General features: G+C 71.9%; 9 protein-coding genes and 1 tRNA gene. 6 read left to right on the top strand and 4 right to left on the bottom strand.

What is annotated here, in order from left to right; all coding sequences use genetic code 11:
* Positions 1-447 precede the first annotated feature (447 nt).
* Positions 448-1560 carry an IS630 family transposase gene (locus DFJ66_RS38065; protein WP_121228890.1) on the bottom strand — a complete coding sequence of 371 codons (1113 nt, stop codon included), beginning with the start codon at positions 1558-1560 and terminating at the stop codon, positions 448-450.
* 752 nt (positions 1561-2312) lie between these two features.
* Between DFJ66_RS38065 and DFJ66_RS38060 the strand changes: the two genes are divergently transcribed.
* Positions 2313-3692 carry a recombinase family protein gene (locus DFJ66_RS38060; protein ID WP_246030082.1) on the top strand — a complete coding sequence of 460 codons (1380 nt, stop codon included), beginning with the start codon at positions 2313-2315 and terminating at the stop codon, positions 3690-3692.
* Positions 3693-3754: 62 nt separating this feature from the next.
* Here DFJ66_RS38060 and DFJ66_RS38055 read toward each other — a convergent pair.
* The 3 genes from DFJ66_RS38055 to DFJ66_RS38045 all read right to left on the bottom strand — a co-directional run bounded on the left by DFJ66_RS38055 (position 3755) and on the right by DFJ66_RS38045 (position 5864).
* A tRNA-Leu gene (locus tag DFJ66_RS38055) sits at positions 3755-3837 on the bottom strand.
* A 279-nt stretch (positions 3838-4116) separates the two neighbouring features.
* Positions 4117-4899 (bottom strand): response regulator transcription factor, encoded by a 783-nt coding sequence (locus DFJ66_RS38050; protein WP_170199927.1) that lies wholly within the window; start codon positions 4897-4899, stop codon positions 4117-4119.
* A gap of 245 nt (positions 4900-5144) precedes the next feature.
* Positions 5145-5864 (bottom strand): class I SAM-dependent methyltransferase, encoded by a 720-nt coding sequence (locus DFJ66_RS38045; protein WP_121228882.1) that lies wholly within the window; start codon positions 5862-5864, stop codon positions 5145-5147.
* 460 nt (positions 5865-6324) lie between these two features.
* Between DFJ66_RS38045 and DFJ66_RS38040 the strand changes: the two genes are divergently transcribed.
* The 5 genes from DFJ66_RS38040 to DFJ66_RS38020 are packed head-to-tail and all read left to right on the top strand — an operon-like array spanning position 6325 to position 17934.
* Positions 6325-13407 (top strand): non-ribosomal peptide synthetase, encoded by a 7083-nt coding sequence (locus tag DFJ66_RS38040; protein ID WP_121228878.1) that lies wholly within the window; start codon positions 6325-6327, stop codon positions 13405-13407.
* Positions 13407-14510, top strand: a complete 1104-nt coding sequence (locus DFJ66_RS38035) for a cysteine synthase family protein (RefSeq protein WP_121228875.1) — start codon at positions 13407-13409, stop codon at positions 14508-14510. Before DFJ66_RS38040 ends, DFJ66_RS38035 begins: the two co-directional genes overlap by 1 nt.
* Positions 14507-15523 carry an arginine beta-hydroxylase, Fe(II)/alpha-ketoglutarate-dependent gene (vioC, locus tag DFJ66_RS38030; RefSeq protein WP_121228872.1) on the top strand — a complete coding sequence of 339 codons (1017 nt, stop codon included), beginning with the start codon at positions 14507-14509 and terminating at the stop codon, positions 15521-15523. Before DFJ66_RS38035 ends, vioC begins: the two co-directional genes overlap by 4 nt.
* On the top strand, positions 15523-16641 hold the full coding sequence (gene vioD, locus DFJ66_RS38025; protein WP_121228869.1) for a capreomycidine synthase: 1119 nt from the start codon (positions 15523-15525) through the stop codon (positions 16639-16641). Before vioC ends, vioD begins: the two co-directional genes overlap by 1 nt.
* A 45-nt stretch (positions 16642-16686) precedes the next feature.
* Positions 16687-17934, top strand: a complete 1248-nt coding sequence (locus DFJ66_RS38020; protein ID WP_170199925.1) for an MFS transporter — start codon at positions 16687-16689, stop codon at positions 17932-17934.
* Positions 17935-17950: the final 16 nt, after the last annotated feature.

Here is a 17950-nt window from a genome sequence, read left to right as displayed (position 1 = left end):
GCAGCCGCCTGCAACGCCTTGGCCCACGCCACCATCGACGCGAGCTGACGACGAGGAGTGGCGGTCGAGGCGCTCGAGGGCCTGATCACGAGAGCGCTTGACGTCGGGATGCTGGTCAAGTTTCTTCTACGAGGACCCGGTCGTTGGGATCGACTCGCCTCATCGACGACGAGTCGTCGATGAGCTCGTCACCGCCGTCTACCAACAACATCGGATCCTCATCGCCCTCGGCTATCGCGTGCACAGCCCGGGCGCGCCGCCAACGCGCGCAGCCTTACGTAAAACGAGTTCGACCCAAAGGCAGCCGCACCGCCTGGCGCCGGCGGATCATCACTGATGCCATGCGCGAAGAGCGCAAAGGCATCGTGGAAGATGAGCCGCAGTTTCGGCAACACTTCGGGCCTGGCGCCCTGCTAGTGCGGTGACCAAGAACGTTCGCCGGGTTGGTCAGGCTGCTCGTGGGCGGCCCCAGCGTTGGTGGCGTTCGCTGCGGATGCGGGCTCGTTCGCGGCGTTGGGCGTCGAGGACGTCGGGGTGGCGGGCGTTGGCGTTGCGCCAGCGCAGGTGTTCTTGGAGCCATCTGGCCAGGACGGTGTGGTTGGGGTGGTTCGAGTTGGCGATGACGAAGGTGCGCAGCGGTCCGAACTGCGGCTCGATGGGGTTGGCCCAGGAGGCGTAGGTCAGGGTCAGGCAAATCTCGACGTTGTTCGCCGCCGCCCACTTGAGGATCTTCGGGGTCTTGTTGGCCGACAGGTTGTCCATGATCACGTAGATCGGCGCGCCGTCCGGCCTGGCCGCCCTGATCGACTTGAGGGCGGCCAGGCTGTGGTCGCCGTCTTTGCGGCGGCGGGTGACGCCCCAGAGCGTGTCGTCGCCGACGGAGTAGCAGCCGTGGAAGTAGCGGATGCCGTGCGTGCGGCGGTAGGTCGCCGGCAACCGGCAGGGCCTGGTTGCGGGCGCCCAGCGGGAGCCGTGGTGCGGGCGGATCGACAGCGGCCCGAACTGGTCGAAGGCGAAACCCCGCTGGGGGAACCGGGTGAGGACCTCGTCGATGCGGTCGAGTTTGGCGTCGAAGCCGGGGTCGTTGGAGGTCTTCCAGGTTCGGGTGCGCTGGAAGCTGATCCCGTGACGGTGCAGGATCTGGCGTAATCGTTCCCGGCCGACGCGGACCCGTCGATGGGGGTTGCGGTGCAGGTGGGTGGCGAGTTTGCGCAGGCTCCAGCGGGTGAAGGGCAGGCCCGCCCTGGCGGGGCGGGCCTTGGCCGTCGCCACGACGAACGCTTCGTCGTCGGGGCTGATCAGGCGGGGACGGCCTCCCGCCCTGCTAGGGTCCAGCGCCGCCAGGCCTCGGGCGTTGAAGTCGTGGATCACGTCCCGCACCGTGTCCGGGTCGGCGGCGACCAGCCGCGCGATCGACGGCGCGGGTGCTCCGGACGACGACGCCAGGATGATCATCGCCCGCCGCATCCGGATCGTGCCCTGCTTGCCCCGACGCACGTAGTTCAGCAGACGACGGCCCTCGTCCTCGGTTAATCGACGTGCTCTGACCGGCTCGGCCATCGACCCATCCCATGCTCGACGACTACGTCACCGCCGAGCATGAGGACACCACGAACCGGCATCGGGGACCTTGTCCGGCGTGTCCCCAACCCGGTGAACGTATGTGGTCAACGCACTAGTCGGTCTACCGGCGACTTCGACTCGATGTTGTATGCGGGATGGCGCGGTTGAGCGCGCGGATAATCTCGGCACGTTCGGCAGGCATTGTTCCACGCAGTGCAATCAACAAATTCAAAGCGCGAATCAACGCCGCACCTAGGACGGTGAGCGCTCCCGTGCTTACCACGCTAGACCACATCGAACCTCCTGACCGCGGAAGCTTCATGGTTGCACATCAGCGGCTCAGGTTGCGTCGTGCGCCGTGCTCAACTTGTGCACAACCCTGCTCAAACTTCACTGACTGGTACGAATGCGCACAGGTCGGTAACTGGACGACAGTTTGAATAGTTGAGCAGTGCCGGAGATGAAGTCCACCCGAATGGCGTAACCGGAAGTTGGGGGTGTGGTGAGAGGCGTGCAGAGTCACGCGTCGGCCATGCGAACGCGTTCGCGCAACGCGTCCAACCGTCGCTGCGACGCACCGACCTTCTCCCTGGCGGCGAAATGGTGGGACGCCATCAGGCGGCAGCAGAGGGCACGGGGCGCTCACCGGCCCGGCGGGTACGTCGGCCGAGTCAGAGCCTGCCATGCCGCCCGGGAAGCCACCTTGGGATGATCTTGCTTTCCTGTGGTGGTGTGGAAGGCGGGGTGTCGTGGTGTTGTCCGGTCGGGACGTGCTCACGGACTGGATGGGCCTGCGGGCGGAAGACCGGTCCGGGGTCCAGTGCGGCCAGGGGCCGGCTCCTACGGGTGGCCTGCGGTTCGTGTTTTACGGCCGGACCTCGACCACCGAGCATCAGGACCCCGCCACCTCGCGAGCGTGGCAGCTGGAGGTCGCGCAAGAGCTGGTCGCCGGGCACGGCACCATCACCACCGCCTTCCTCGACGCCGGACGGTCACGCCGTGACCGGTGGCGCGACCGGCCGCAGGCCGCAGAGCTGCTGGCCGCGCTTCGTGATCCGGATCGGGGGTTCGACGCGATCGTGGTCGGCGAGTACGAGCGCGGCTTCGCGGGCGACCAGTTGGAGCGGCTGCTGGCGTTGTTCCGGTGTCACGGTGTGCAGGTGTGGCTGCCCGAAGCCGGCGGACCGGTCGACCTCGACACTCCGGAGCACCGGGCGTTGGTCAGGATGCTGGGTTCGCAGTCGCTGCGCGAGGTGGTCCGCGCCCGACATCGGGCGATGGCGGCCATGCGGGCCCTGACCGAGAAGGGCCGCTACCTGGGTGGACGTGCTCCCTACGGTTACCGGTTGGTCGAGGCGGGCCCGCACCCTCACCCGGCAGGCGCACGCCGCGGTCGCAGCATCGTCCAACTGGAGCCCGACCCCGAGACCGCACCGACGGTGCGGTGGCTGTTCGCCGAGCGCTTGGCTGGCCGCAGCATTGAGGACCTGGTCGAGGTCCTCAACCGGCGGCGGACGCCGTGCCCGGCCGAGCACGACCCTGCCCGCAACACCCACCGCGCCGGGCGCCGTTGGACGGTCGAGACGGTGACCACGATCCTGCGCAACCCGCGCTACACCGGCTGGCAGGTGTGGAACCGGCAGAGCGTCGACCATGACCACACCACCCCGAGTGGTCAGCGCCAGCCTCGTGTGACCAGGCGGAAACCCGCCCACCAGTGGGTGCTGTCCCGCCAGCGCGCCCACACCGCGCTGGTGAGCGAACACGATTTCGTCGCCGTCCAGCGCATCCGCTCCCAACGCCCCAACCAGCACGGAGAACGACGCGAGTACCTGCTGGCCGGGCTGCTGCGCTGCGGTGCGTGCGGGCAACGGATGGAGTCCCGGTGGGCGCACGGACGACCCGGCTACCGCTGCCGCCACCACCGCGGCCCGCGCACCGAGGCCACGCCGCCGACGCTCTACTTCCGCGAAGAGCAGCTGATCACCAGGATCGGGCATGCCCTGCACCTGCCCGCGGCGGCGAGTCCACGCCTGGTCGTCGACGCACTGCGCACTGACCGGGCCGTGATCATCTGCCATGCCGACAGAGTCGTCATCGAACAACCGCACGTACCGGCGGAACGGTGAAAAAGACGAACCCCACGACGCAGGTCCGACAAATCGTCGACCCGCCCCGTGGGGTAACAGTGTGTCCGAGGGGGGACTTGAACCCCCACCCCCTTGCGGGGACTAGCACCTCAAGCTAGCGCGTCTGCCATTCCGCCACCCGGACTCGGCTCTCGCCGTGGTGTGGTCATAGATTACATGATCGTCTTTCATGGTCCAAATCGGGGGGTGCACCGGGGCTGCGGCTGGCGTTTTTGCTGGTGAGAGGCGTGGCTGTGAGTTGGAGGGTGCCGGGGGAGGTTGAGAGCAGCGGAGGGCGTGAGGGGGTGGTGGAGGGTGGGGTGACGGTGGGTTTGTGGATCATGGCGGTTCGTAGTGAGGGTGAGGATGCGGTGGGTTGGTGTGGAATGGGTGGGAGGAAATAGAAGGGTGAGTGGTTGGGGGGTTAGGCTGGGGCGTCTTGGGGTTTGACCACTTCCGGGGTTTCTCGGGCCGTTACCAAGCCCAGGCGCCAGGCCAGTAGGGCGGCTTGGACTCGGTCTCTCAGGTCTAGCTTCGCCAGGACTCGGGAGACGTGGCTCTTGACCGTTGTCTCGCTCACCTCGAATTCTCTCGCGATCTCGCGGTTCGACCTGCCCTGGCCGATGGCGCGTAGGACTTGGCCCTCGCGTTCGGTCAGGGACAGGAGTGCGGGGGCGGTTGGGTCTGGGAGTGGGATGATTTGGAAGCTTTCGAAGACGCGCTTGGTGACGTGGGCGGGTAGGTAGGCGCCGCCTTCGGCTACCGCTCGGATCGCGCGTGGGAACTCCTCGCCCGGTGAACCCAGGGGCAGGTAGCCGCTGACGCCTGCGGCGATTGCGGAGACGAGCAGCTCGTCCGAATCGTCCTGGGTGGCGACCACGACCTGTTGACCTGCTAGCAGGCGTGCCACGCGGAAGTCGTCCAGCCGTAGGAGCGACGCCCCGACCAGGACCACGTCCGGGTGGTCGCGGTCGATGCGGTCCAGTAGTTCGGGTATGCCGTGTACCGCGCCGACCACGGTGATGCCGGCGTCGCGGGCCAGCACGGCGCGCAGGCCGTCCAGGATCACCTCGTGGTCGTCGGCCAGCAGGACCGCGATGCCCCGCGCCGACCGGCTCGCCCCGGCCGGCGTCAGCACGCTTGTCGCCCCGGTCCCCCGACGGTACCGGGGCCCGACTGGGTACTCGTCCGACACTTCTCCGGTCACGTTCTTCCGACCCCCTCGGCCGCGGGTTTTCCCACGGCGTTTCGAAACAGTCGCGGCGGGCTCGAAAACACCAACCCCAACGGCGGCGAGCCGGCCGGCTGCTTCACCCTCGACAGGCGCCGCCGGCAATCCGGATCGACGCCACCCCAGTTGCAAACAATATGCATTAACCCCCAACCTACCGGAGCAGCGGACCGGCGGCAACGTCCGCACGGTGGGTGCTCGCACTCACACTAACGCGCCAATTAGGCGGGGAGACATGCCGCTTTAGAAGTAATCCCGGCGACCGGCCGCGTCGATCCGCCGCGCGCCGTGCCCTCCACGCCGAGCACGTCGAACTCCTCGCGGCACGCGCCCAGCTTGCGGGTCCACGTGCTGGTCAACTCGCTCGTGCCGACGTCGGCCAGATACCCGACCCGGGTAACGCGCAGGCCCGCCTCGGCGTAGACGTGAGCCAGTTCGTGACGCACCCATTCGGGTGTCGGTTCCGCGATCCCGGTGACAGCGGGGGCGGCCGGGCGCCACGCGTGGAGGTTGACGGTGATGTGGAACCGGGCACCGGCGCGGCAGGCGCCCGCCAGGCCGGCGAGGACGTTCGGCGCGTGCCCGAGGACGCCGCGCAGCAGGCTGCCCCACGGCATCAACACGTGCATTTCGTCCACATCGCCCAGACAGTCCGGCAGGTCCTCGGCGGCGGCGTGCGCGAGGACGAGGTTGGGCACGCCGCCGCGGGCGGGTTTGGCGGCGGCGCGCGCGGACACCCCGCGCATCCGGTCGGGGTTGGCGTCCACACCCACCACGAGCCGGTCCGGGTCGGCGCGGGCCAGCCGGTAGGCGTGCTTGCCGTCGCCGGTGCCCACGTCAAGCAGGACCGAACGGTGGCGGGCGCGCAGCTGGGCGAACTCGGCCTCGGCGACCGGCACGCACCGCTTGCCGACGACCTGGACCAGACCTGGAGAAGGCATGAGGGGACCCTTCGCGTGAGTGGGCGAGGACCTGCGGGAAACGGACGACGAAAGTCCGCGTAATTGCGGGAAAGGACCTCCGGAAGGACGTCGGAGGGTGCCTTGTCAATCGTTGCCAGAAATGGACGGCGGTGACCACCGACTTTGGAGGGGTCGGATGGGTGGTCCTGGGGAAACGCGACCGTGAATCACGCGGATGGGGGTAGTGCAGGGTGTCGAAATCACTGTGAGTGATTGGTTTTCTCCTACCAGAGGAGGAGTGGTCGCCCTACTCGGGAAGGAAGCTTCCTCGTTCTAAATAGCCGTGCCGGGGGTGCGCGGGAATGAGCGGGTGGGCCGACCAAAGAAGTCTGTCGAAAACGGTCGGGGCGTTCCTAGGCTGAGTGGCGTCCCCAATTCGCGCCGACCGCGCCGCCATTTCGCGGACCGGGTCGGATCGACACCCGCCGGAGACGCCACCATGACCGTTGACCCACGGATCGAGCTGCGCCTGACGCTGAGCGGCGACCCGGACGTGCCCGCGCTGACCCGGGCGTGGGCGGCCCTGCGCGCCCGGCACCCCGCCCTGGACGGTCCGCTGCGGGCGCACCGGGACGTCGTCGCGTTCGAGGACGCGGTGCGCGCGGGGCCCGGTTGCCACCTGCTGCGGGCGGCGGGCCGGCACGAGTTCGCGCTGACCGCCGGGTGCGACGCGGCGTCGGTGCCCGCGGTGCTGGCCGAGTTGTCCGCGCTCTACGCCCGCGAGCTGGGCCACCCCTCCCCCGGGCTGCCCACGCCGGCGGCCACGGTCGTGCCGGATGCCCGCCCGGCACAGGACGTCGAGCCACTGCCTGGGCTGGAGCTGTTCGGGCGCGGGGAACCGGAGAAGCGCGTGGTCACCCGCGTGGAGCTCGGCCACTCGACCCGGCGGCACGTCTCGGCGTTGGCCCGCCGGCACGGCGTGACCCGGGAGGTCGTCGTGGTCACGGCGTGGGCGCTGTTGCTGGGCGAACTGGCCGAGCGGGAGGAGTTCGTGCTGGGCCTGGTCACCGACCCCCGTGACCCGACCGCGCACGGACCGGCCGTGGGTGCGCTGCGTGAGGCCCGCCCGCTGCGGGTGGACCTGACCGGCCGACCGACCTTCGCCGAGGCACTGCGCCGCACCGCGACAGCCGTCGAGACCGCACGCTCCCGCCCCGGCGGCACGCACGCCGACGTGGCGGTGCAGTACGGCGAGCAGCCGGCAACAGCACTGCGGCTGACCGGGCTGGAACCCGCCGAGGTGCCCACCGACTTCTGGCTGTCCGACGACCTGCCCACGCCCCACCGGGTCGTGCTGCGACTCCTGGACACCCCCGACGGCCTGCTCGCCGGCGTCGCCCACCACCCCGAAGCCCTGGACGAACCGGGCGCACGCCGCTGGGTGTCCCGGTTCGCCGCGCTGGTGACAGGCGCGCACGACGAGTCACCCGAGCCGGTCCTCATGTCCGAGGACGAGCACCGCCGGGTCGTGCTCGCGCCCAACGCGACCGCCGTGGACCTCGGCGCGCCCGCGACGATCCACGACCTGGTCGCCGAGCAGGCCCGCCGCACCCCGGACCGCACCGCACTGGTCTTCGCGGGCACCGAGGTCGCTTACGCCGAGCTGGACGCCCGCGCCAACCGGCTGGCCCACGAGCTGCGCGAGCACGGCGTGCGCCGGGAGACCCCGGTCGCGGTGTGCCTGGAGCGGGAGACCGGTCTGGTGGTCGCGCTGCTGGCGGTGCTCAAGGCGGGCGGCGCGTTCGTCCCGCTGGACCCGCAGTACCCGCCGCACCGGCTGGCCCACATGCTCGCCGACTCGGGCGCGGCCGTGGTGCTCACCCAGGACCGCCTGCGCGACCGGTTCGCTGACGATGGGCCGCCCGTTCTCACCACCGACGACGACGCGACCCGGTTCGCCCACCACCCCAGCAGTCCGCCACCGGCCTCCTCCGGCCCGGACGACCTCGCCTACGTCGTCTACACCTCGGGCTCGACCGGGCGGCCCAAGGGCGTGATGGTCGAGCACAAGGGGATCACGTCCTACCTGCGCGGCATGCAGCACGACTTCCCGCTCACGCCACAGGATCGCGTGCTCCAGGCGACCTCGCTGTCCTTCGACGTGTCGGTCTACGAGATCTTCTGGCCGTTGCAGGTGGGCGCAACCGTCGTGCTGCCGGCGCCCGGCGGGCACACCGACCCCTACCACCTGTCCGAGCTGATCCAGCGGCACGGCGTGACGTGCCTGCACTTCGTGCCGTCGCTGATGCGGTTGTTCGTCGAGGAGGCCGACGCGGGGGCGGGCGCTGGGTTGCGGCGGGTGTTCGTGTCCGGCGAGGCGCTGGACCCGTCGCTGGTGGCGCTGGTGCACGAGCGGACCTCGGCGGAGCTGGTGAACCTGTACGGGGCCACGGAGGTGTCGGTCGACTCCACGTACTGGACCGCCGACCGCGCCCGGCCCGACCGCCCGGTGCTGGTCGGGCGGCCCATGGCCAACGCCACGGCGTACGTGCTGGACCAGCGGTTCCGGCCCAAGCCCGCCGGGGTCGTCGGCGAGGTGTTCCTGGGCGGCGCGAGCGTCACCCGCGGCTACCACGGGCGGCCGGCGCTGACGGCGGAGGGGTTCGTGCCCGACCCGTTCGGGCCGCCCGGGTCGCGGCTGTACCGGACCGGCGACCTGGGGCGCGTGACGCCGGACGGCGACCTGGAGTTCCTGGGGCGGCGGGACCACCAGTTCAAGCTGCGCGGCTGGCGGGTGGAAGCCGGGGAGATCGAGGCGGCCATCACCGCGCACCCCGGCGTGAACGGCGCGGTCGTGGTGACCGAGGGCGCGCACGAGCACGCGACCCTGCTCGCCTACGTCGGCGCGGACGCGGGGCTGGACCCGGCGGCGCTGCGGGAGTTCCTGGGGCAACGCCTGCCCCGGCCGCTGGTGCCGGCGCGGTTCGTCCGACTGGACCGCCTGCCGATCTCCCCCAACGGCAAGGTGGACCGCGCCGCCCTGCCCAAGCCCGACCAGGTGCCCGCCGACCCGGTGCCGGCCCAGGACCAGACCGCGCTGGACGTGGTGTTGAAGGTCGCGGCCGACGTGCTGGGCACCCCGATCGGGCCGGACGACGGCTTCTTCGCCGCCGGCGGCAACTCCATCCAGGCCACCCGCCTGGCCGCCCGGCTGCGCGCCGCCCTGCACACCGACGTGCCGGTGCGGCTGGCGTTCGAGGCCCCGACCCCCGCCGCGATGGCGGCGCTGCTGGCACCACCGCGCACCGAGGTTTCCCGTGCCGAGCAACGGATCTGGCTGCTGAGCCGGCTCGGCGGCCACCCCGCCGAGTACGCGATCCCCGTGGCGCTCCGCCTAACGGGGCCGCTGGACGTCGCCAAGCTCAAGCGTGCCGTGGACGCCGTGGTGCGCCGGCACGAAGGGCTGCGGCACGTGTTCCCCGAGGTCGACGGCGTCCCGACACGGGCCGTGCTCGACCCGGACGCGATCGTGGTGGCTGAACACCAAAGCCGGTCGGTGGAGGAGGTGCTCGCCGAGGGTGTCGCCGAGCTGGACCCGGCGACCGGTCCCCTGGCCCGGTTCACCCTGATCCGCCAAGGCCCGCAGGACCACGTGCTGGCGATCGTGCTGCACCACCTGGTCGCGGACGGCTGGTCGGTGGACGTGCTGTTGCGCGACATCGCCGCCCACTACACCGGCGCGCCGACCGCCACCCCCGGCCGGTACGCCGACTACCTCGCCCTGGAACGGGCCGAGGAGCAGGACGGCACCCTGGGCCGCGCCCTGGAGCACTTCGTCACCGCGCTGGACGGCGTGCCCGACGAGGTCACCTTCCCGCTCGACCACCCCCGTCCCGCGCGGCGCACGGGCAACGGCGATGTCGTGCGGCACCGGATCGACGCCGCCCCGGTCACCGCGCTGGCGCAGCGGTTGCGCACCACGCCGTTCGCGGTGCTGCTGGCGGCGGTGGGCGTGCTGCTGCACCGCGTCGGCGGCCACCGGGACGTCGTGGTCGGCACCGCCGTGGCCCGCCGGCCCGACGCCGCGCTGGACCACCTGGTCGGGCTGTGCCTGAACACGCTCGCCCTGCGCTGGCCGGTGCAGCCGCACCACACGCTGGGCGAGGTGGTCCGGGCGGTGACCGACCGGCTCGCCGACGGCCTCGGCCACGACGCCGCCTCCTTCGACCGGGTGGTGGACAAGCTGGCGCCGACCCGCGACGCCGGCCGGACCCCGGTGTTCCAGGTGATGGCCCTCTACGAGGAGCCCTACGAGATGGCGCTGCCCGGCGTGACGGCCACCGACGTTACCGTCCACTGTGGATCAGCGCAGGCGGACGCGTCGTTCGGGTTCGTGCCGCGCGACGGCGGTATCGACCTCACCCTCCAGTTCTCCACCGACGTCTTCACCCGCGAGACAGCGACCCGGTGGGCGCACCGCCTGGCGACCCTGCTGGCCGGCGCCCAAGCGGACACGAAGGTCGCGGACCTGCCCCTGCTGCCCGAGGACGAACAAAGGGACCTGGACCGCTGGAGCGGCACCACCCGCGATGCACCAGACACCACCCTGCACGCCGTCGCCCACGAAATCGCCCAACGCCACCCCGATCACCCGGCGATCCACTTCGGACAGACGACCATCACCTACGGCGAGTTCGACGCCCGAGCCGCCCAGCTCGCCCACGAGTTGCGCGCACGCGGTGTCCGGGCCGAAACCCCGGTCGTGGTGTGCCTGGAACGCTCCCCCGAAGCCCTGATCGCCGTCTACGCGGTGCTGAAGGCGGGCGGGGCGTACGTCCCGGTAGAAACCAGCAACCCCGACAGGCGGATCGCCGAGCTGATCGCCGACTCCGGCGCGGCACTCGTCCTCACCCAACACCGGCTCGCCGACCGGATGGCCGGGCTGGGCGCGGAAATCATCGCGGTGGACGAGCCGCTGCCCCAGCACCCCACCACCGACCCGGAACCCCTCACCGGCCCCGACCACCTGGCGTACGTGATCTACACGTCCGGTTCCACCGGCCGCCCCAAGGGCGTGATGGTGCAGCACGGGTCGGTGCTGAACTTCCTCGACGCGCTGGACCGCCGCTTCGACCTCACCCCCGACGACCGGCTGCTGCACAAGTCCCCGCTGGCCTTCGACGTGTCGGTGCGCGAGGTCTTCTGGGCGCTGACGCGGGGCGCGTCCGTGGTCGTCGCCGAACCCGGCCGGCACGCCGACCCCGCCTACCTGGTGGACCTGGTCGAACGCGAGCGGGTCACCGTCGCGCACTTCGTGCCCAGCTCGCTGGCGGTGTTCCTCGAAGGCCTGGGCCCGGACCGCTGCCCGACCCTGCGGCAGGTCCTGACCAGCGGCGAGACCTTGCCGGTGACCACGGCCCGCGCCGCGCGGCAGCTGCTGGGAGCCCGGTTGCGCAACATGTACGGCCCCACCGAGACCACGGTGGAGATGACCGACCACGACGTCGTGGACGACGAGGTGGACCGGCTGCCCATCGGCCGCCCGTTCGAGGGCACGACCGTGCGCCTGCTCGACGACGACCTCCGGCCGGTGCCGCCGGGCAGCACCGGTGAGCTGTGCGTCGGCGGCCTGCCGGTGGCGCGCGGCTACCTGGGCCGCCCGGCGCTGACCGCCGACCGGTTCGTGCCCGACCCGCTGGGACCGGCCGGCGCGCGGCTCTACCGCACCGGCGACCTGGCCCGGCTGCTGCCCGACGGACAGCTGGACTTCCTGGGACGCAATGACTTCCAGGTCAAGGTGCGCGGCCACCGGATCGAGCCCGGCGAGGTCGAGACGGCGCTCACCGCGCTGCCGGACGTGCACGGTGCGCTGATCACCGCGCAGGACGACCGGCTCATCGCCTACGCCGTCACCAACCGCCCCGGCGAGGACCTGCGGACGGCCCTGGCCGAGCGGCTGCCCGAACACCTGGTGCCCTCGGTGGTGCTGACCCTGGACCGGTTCCCGTTGACCGCCAACGGCAAGCTCGACCGCGCGGCGCTGCCCACCCCCACCAGCCGGCACACCGGCGAACACCGCCCGCTGACCGCGACCGAGGCGGCGCTGGCCGCGATCTGGCGCGACCTGTTGGACGTGCCGGAGGTACGGGCGGACGACCACTTCTTCGCGCTCGGCGGGCACTCCCTGCTCGCGGCCCGGGTCGCCGCCCGCGCCGGCACCGCGCTCGGCGTGACACTGCCCCTCCCGACCGTGCTGCGCTTCCCCCGCCTGTCCGACCTGGCGACCGCCGTGGACGGCACGCGCGCCGACCGCAAGCCCGTGCGACCCCGCCCCGACCGACGCGACCGGGCACCGCTGTCGTCCGCGCAGCGCCGGCTGTGGATCGAGGAGAACCTGCGGCCCGGCACCGCCACCTACACCGTGCCGGAGGCGTTCCGGCTGCGCGGCGAGCTGGACGAGACCGCGTTCGCGGCCGCCGTGGACGACGTGCTGCGCCGCCACGACGCCCTGCGCACCCACGTCGAGTCCGTTGTGGACGGTGAACCGGAGCTCGTGGTCGCGCCCGAACCCCGCACCTCCCTCCACATCGGCGACCTGCCGGCGGACCGGGTGCGGGATGCGCTGGCCGCCGAGTCGGCGCGGGTGTTCGACCCGGCCGGCCCGCTGGTGGCCACGAGCCTGCACCGCCTCGCGCCCGACGAGTGGCTGTTCCAGTTCACCGCGCACCACCTGGTGGTGGACGGCTGGTCCCTGGACGTGCTGTGGCGCGACCTGACCGCCTGCTACCACGACCGCCGCGCCGGCCGCACGCCACCACCGCGCGAAGGCCTGACCTTCACCGACTACACGTGGTGGGAGCACGAGACCCGCGACCTGGACCCGCACCTGGCGTTCTGGCGCGCGGAACTGGCCGGCCTGCGCCCGCAACCCCCGACCGACGCGCACGGCCCCGGCGCGGTCCTGACGTTCGCGCTCGGCGCGGCGCTGTCCGACGAGCTGCGCGCCACCGCCGCCGGCCTCGGCGTCTCGCCGTTCGTGCTCGGGCTGACCGCGTTCGCGCTGGCGCTGGGCGAGGACTCGCCGGGCGCGATCGGCGTGGAGGTCGCCAACCGGGCCTCCGCCGCGACCGCCGACCTGGTGGGGCTGTTCGTCAACCACGTGCCGGTGCGGGTGGCGCCGCGCGGCACGGGCCGGGAGGCGGTGGCGGCGGTGGACGAGGCCCGCCGGAGGGTCCTGCCGCACGAGCACGTGCCGTTCGACCTGGTGGTGGACCTGCTGGGACCAGGGAAGGCGCCGACGAGCGTGGCGTTCTCGCACCTGGACGTGCGCGGGCACGGGCCGGCGCTGGACGGCGTCACCGCCACCCGGCTCACGCCGCCGCACAACGGCACCGCCAAGTTCGACCTCCTGCTGGAGGTGCTGGACACCGAGCACGGCCTGACCGGGGCGTTCGAGTACCGGCCCGAGCGGTTCACCGCCGCCCGCGTCGCGCAGGTCCGCAACCACTGGGAGGCCGCGCTGCTGACGCTGCTGGCCGACCCGGACCTGCCGGTGGACGCCCGCCGATCCGAGTTCGCGTGATGTCGAGGGGGAACGACGTGCTGTCGACGGTCGACCCGGCGCGGTTGAGCACCACCGCCGCCGAGGTCCTGGAACACGTGGACGCCGCGGTGGCGGCGTACCCGGAGGTGCCGATCGCCCGCGTGCGCGTGGAGGTCGAGGGGATCCCGCGCACCCTGTTGCTGAAGCTGGAGGGCCGCTCGCCGTGGCGGTCCATCAAGGGCCGCACCGCGCTGGGCCTGGTCCGCTCGATCGCCCCGCTCATGACCTCGCGGGAGGTCACGGTCGTGGAGTCCACCTCGGGCAACCTGGGGGTGGCGCTGTCGGCGATCTGCCGCGACCTGGGCCTGCCGTTCGTGGCCGTGGTGGACCTCAAGCAGTCGCCGGTGATCCGCGCGGCGATCGAGGCCAACGGCGCGCGGCTGGAGGTCGTGCGGACGCCGGCCGCGGCCACCACGCACCTGCTGGACCGCCTGGACCGGGTGCGCAAGCTGGTCGCCGAGATCCCCGGCGCGGTGTGGCCCAACCAGTACGAGAACGACGCCAACCGGCACGTGCACGAGACGTGGACCGCGCCGGAGATCGACCGGCAGGTCGGCGGCGAGGCGCAGGCGGTGTTCGTCGCGGTGTCCACCGGCGGCACGCTGGCGGGCCTGGCCGCCCACTTCCGCCGCGCCCGTCCGGACACCCGCCTGGTCGCGGTGGACGTCGAGGGCTCGACGGTGTTCGGCGGCGTGCCCGGCGGGCGCGTGCTGACCGGCATCGGCGCGAGCCGCCGGTCCACCTTCCTTGACCGCGCGGACCGCGACGACCTGGTCTACGTGCGGGAGGCGGCGGCGATCGCCGCGTGCCACGTGCTGCGCGCCGACACCGGCCTGGCCGTGGGCGGGTCCAGCGGCGCGGTCGTGGCCGGCGCCCTGGACCACCTGGCGGCGCACCCCGAGCTGACCACGGCCGTGTGCGTGTGCGCCGACCTGGGCGAGAACTACACGCGCACGGTCTACGACCCGGACTGGCTCGCGCCGCTGGGCCTCACCGACGACCCCGGCCCCCTGCGGTCCCGCCTGCACGGGGCGCGCTTCCACCACGCCGAACCGGACACCGGACAGGAGACGACGTCATGACCGCCATCCGCGAGATCCGGCTCAGCGAGCCGGAGTCCGCACAGGCCGCGCTGCTCGCGCTGGAGTGCGCGCAGCGCTACGCCGAACCCGACTCCGCCGACTTCCTCGCCGACGCCGCCGTCCTGGCCCACGAGCTGCCCCGGGCGGTGCGCCTGGAGGTCGAGCGCGCCCGCCTGGACGACCGGTTGCACGCGCTGGTCGTGCGCGGCAACGACGTGGACCAGGACGCGCTGGGTCCGACCCCGCCGCACTGGCGGCAGGCGCGCACCGACGCGTCCCGCCGGTACGGGTTCCTGCTGGTGCTCTACGCCTCGCTGCTGGGTGACGTGGTCGGCTGGGCCACCCAGCAGGACGGCCGCGTGGTCACGGACGTGCTGCCCATCCAGGGCCAGGAGGAGTCGCTGGTCAGCTCCAGCAGCAGCGTCGAGCTGGGCTGGCACACCGAGGACGCGTTCTCCCCCTACCGGGCCGACTACGTGGGCCTGTTCTCGCTGCGCAACCCCGACGGGGTGGCCACGACGGTCGCCGGGCTGGACCTCGACCTGGTCGGGCCGGCCGTGGCGGACGTGCTGTTCGGCGAGCGCTTCCACATCCGACCCGACAACTCCCACCTGCCCACGCACAACAGCGGCGGCCGGCTCAGCGACTACTTCGCCGGGATCGTCGAGGCGGTGGAGAACCCGCGCGCGGTGTCGATCCTGCGCGGCCACCGCGACGCGCCGCAGTTGTGCGTGGACAGCGACTTCACCACCGCGGTCGACGGGGACGCCGAGGCGGCGGGCGCGTTGGACACGCTCGTCAAGCACCTCGGCGGCGCACTGTACGAGGTGGTGCTGGGTCCTGGTGACGTGGCGTTCCTGGACAACCGCAACGTCGTACACGGCCGCCGCCCCTTCCGGGCCCGGTTCGACGGCACGGACCGGTGGCTCAAGCGCATCAACGTCACCTCGGACCTGCGCAAGTCGCGGGTGGCGCGGCGTGACGCCCAAGCGCGTGTGCTGGGTGAGGCGTGATGGTGCGCGACCTGCCGGCCGCCGCGCTGGAGGATTGGTTGCGGGAGCGCTACTTCACCGCCCGCGTGGACGTCTCCAGCAGCGGCGTGGCCGACTACCGGCTGGCGGACCTGCGGCGGCTGGGCGGGATCACCGTCGAGGAGTTGGACGCGGTGGTGTTCCGCGACGGGCCGTCGTTGGGCGCGGACCGGCTGCGGGCGGCCCTGACCGACCGGCTGCGGCCCAGTCCCGACCACGTGGTGATGACCGCGCACGGGTCCAGCGAGGCGTTGTTCCTGGCGATGACCGCACTGGTGCGGCCCGGTGACGAGGTAGTGGTGCCCGACCCGGCCTACCACTCGCTGTCCGCGCTGGCACGGGCGTGCGGGGCGGTGCTGCGGCCATGGTCGGTGCTGGACGCGCAACCCGACCCGGCGGACCTGCGGAGGCTGCTCACGTCCCGGACCCGGCTGGTCGTGGTGAACTTCCCGCACAACCCCACCGGGGTCACCGTGGACGCGACGGTCCAGGCCGAGCTGCTCGACGTGGTCGAGCGCAGCGGGGCGTACCTGTTGTGGGACAACGCCTTCCGCGACCTGGTCTACGACGCGCCGCCGCTGCCCGACCCGACCGCGCTGGGCGGGCGGGTGCTGTCCACCGGCACGCTGTCCAAGGCGCACGGGCTACCAGGCCTGCGGGTCGGGTGGTGCGTGCTGCCCGCCGACCTCGCGCCGGAACTGGTCCGCGTCCGGGACTACCTGACGCTGAGCCTGTCACCGCTGACCGAACTGCTCGCCGCGGTCGCTGTCGAGCACGCCGACGAGCTGATCGGACCTCGGCTCGCGGAGGCGGCGGTCAACCGGCGGCGGCTGCTGGACTGGGCGGCCGAGCACGGCGTGGACTGCCCCGCGCCGGGCGGCGGGGTGACCGCGTTCCCCCGCTTCCCCGGGGTGGCCGACGTGACGCCGCTGTGCGAGCGGCTCATGGAGGACCACGGCGTGTTGACCGTTCCCGGCGCGTGTTTCGGAATGCCCGATCGAATGCGGATCGGATTCGGCTGCGAGCCCGCGGTGTTCGAGGCCGGGTTGAGCGCGCTGAGCGCCGTGCTCGCCGAAAACAGGTTGCCGGCAAATCTGTAACTGGTTGACTACGCAGCGCAACATCGCCGTTCGAAGGGAATCACCGTGGCAGCCATCGAGAACGCGCCACGCAGGCTGCGCGACAACAGGGACTTCCGGTTCTGGTGGGGCGGCACCGTGCTGTCGGCCATCGGCGACGAGGTCACGCTGATCGCGTTTCCCCTGCTTGTGCTGTTCCTGACCGGGTCGCCGACGCACGCGGGCCTGGTGGGCGGCGTGGCCGCCGTGCCGCCGCTGCTGCTGAGCGTGCCCATCGGCGTGCTGGCCGACCGGACCTCCCGACGGGCGCTCATGCTCGGCGGTTCGGTGGTCAGCGCGATCTCCATCACGTCCATTCCGGTCGTGCACCTGCTGGGTGAACTCACGCTTCCGCATTTGTACGCGGTCGCATTTGTCAACAGCGTTGCGGCAACCGTCTACCGGATCGCCGACACCGCCGCGCTGCCCCGGATCGCGGGCGAGGAGAAACTGGGCGAGGCCGCGTCCCAGAGCGAGACGATCTGGGGCATCTCGGCCATCGTCGCGCCGCCGCTGGCCGGTCTGCTGTTCGAGACCGCCGGGCCGACCTCGCCGTTCTGGATCGACGCCGTGTCGTTCGTCGCGATCATGGTGTGCGTCCTGGCGATCCGGGCCAAGCTCGGCGCGGACAGGCCCTACCCGGAGGTCTCCTGGCGGCAGGACCTCACCACCGGCGCCCGCGTCACGCTGAGCCGGCCGCTGGTGCGGGCGCTGACCGTGCTGACCGTCGCCGGGGACTTCCTGTTCGCGGGCATCGGCCTGCTGCTGATCGTGCTGGTGCGCGAGGGCGGCGCGTCGGGCCTGGAGACCGGCACCGTGTTCACCGCCGCCGCCGTGGGCGGCATCCTCGGCTCGATGGTCGCCGCCCGGGTCGAGGACCGGATCGGGATGGTGCCGGCGGTGCTGACCAAGCACTGGCTGACCGCCGCGCTGTTCCCGCTGCTGCTGGTGGACCTGCCCGGCTGGGCCACCGGGTTGATATGGGGCCTGATCTCGTTCCAGATCTCCATCCTCAACGTGATCCAGATGAAGTACCTGATGAGCGTCATCCCCAACAGCAAGCTCGGCCGCGTCGAGGGGTTCCTGACGTTCATCGAGCAGGGCAGCCTGCCGCTGGGCTACGCGCTCACCGGCGTGCTGCTGGGCCTGCTCGGCACCACGTCCACGCTGCTGGCCTACGAGGCCGTGCTGCTGGTCCTGGCCGTCTTCGCGACGGTCAGCCGGGGCCTGCGCACCCCCGCGCACCCCGACGAGCCCGCCCGATCATCGGGCTGACCCGCAAGGAGGGCAG

Source organism: Saccharothrix variisporea, assembly GCF_003634995.1.
Taxonomy (GTDB): domain Bacteria; phylum Actinomycetota; class Actinomycetes; order Mycobacteriales; family Pseudonocardiaceae; genus Actinosynnema; species Actinosynnema variisporeum.
This window is presented reverse-complemented; position numbering and strand designations above follow the sequence as displayed.

Excerpts from the sequence above, each read along its gene's own strand:
- DFJ66_RS38035 (WP_121228875.1), top strand. The coding sequence starts at position 13,407 with ATGTCGAGGGGGAACGACGTGCTGTCGACGGTCGACCCGGCGCGGTTG.
- vioD (WP_121228869.1), top strand. The coding sequence starts at position 15,523 with ATGGTGCGCGACCTGCCGGCCGCCGCGCTGGAGGATTGGTTGCGGGAG.
- DFJ66_RS38040 (WP_121228878.1), top strand. The coding sequence starts at position 6,325 with ATGACCGTTGACCCACGGATCGAGCTGCGCCTGACGCTGAGCGGCGAC.
- DFJ66_RS38045 (WP_121228882.1), bottom strand. The coding sequence starts at position 5,864 with ATGCCTTCTCCAGGTCTGGTCCAGGTCGTCGGCAAGCGGTGCGTGCCG.
- DFJ66_RS38065 (WP_121228890.1), bottom strand. The coding sequence starts at position 1,560 with ATGGCCGAGCCGGTCAGAGCACGTCGATTAACCGAGGACGAGGGCCGT.
- vioC (WP_121228872.1), top strand. The coding sequence starts at position 14,507 with ATGACCGCCATCCGCGAGATCCGGCTCAGCGAGCCGGAGTCCGCACAG.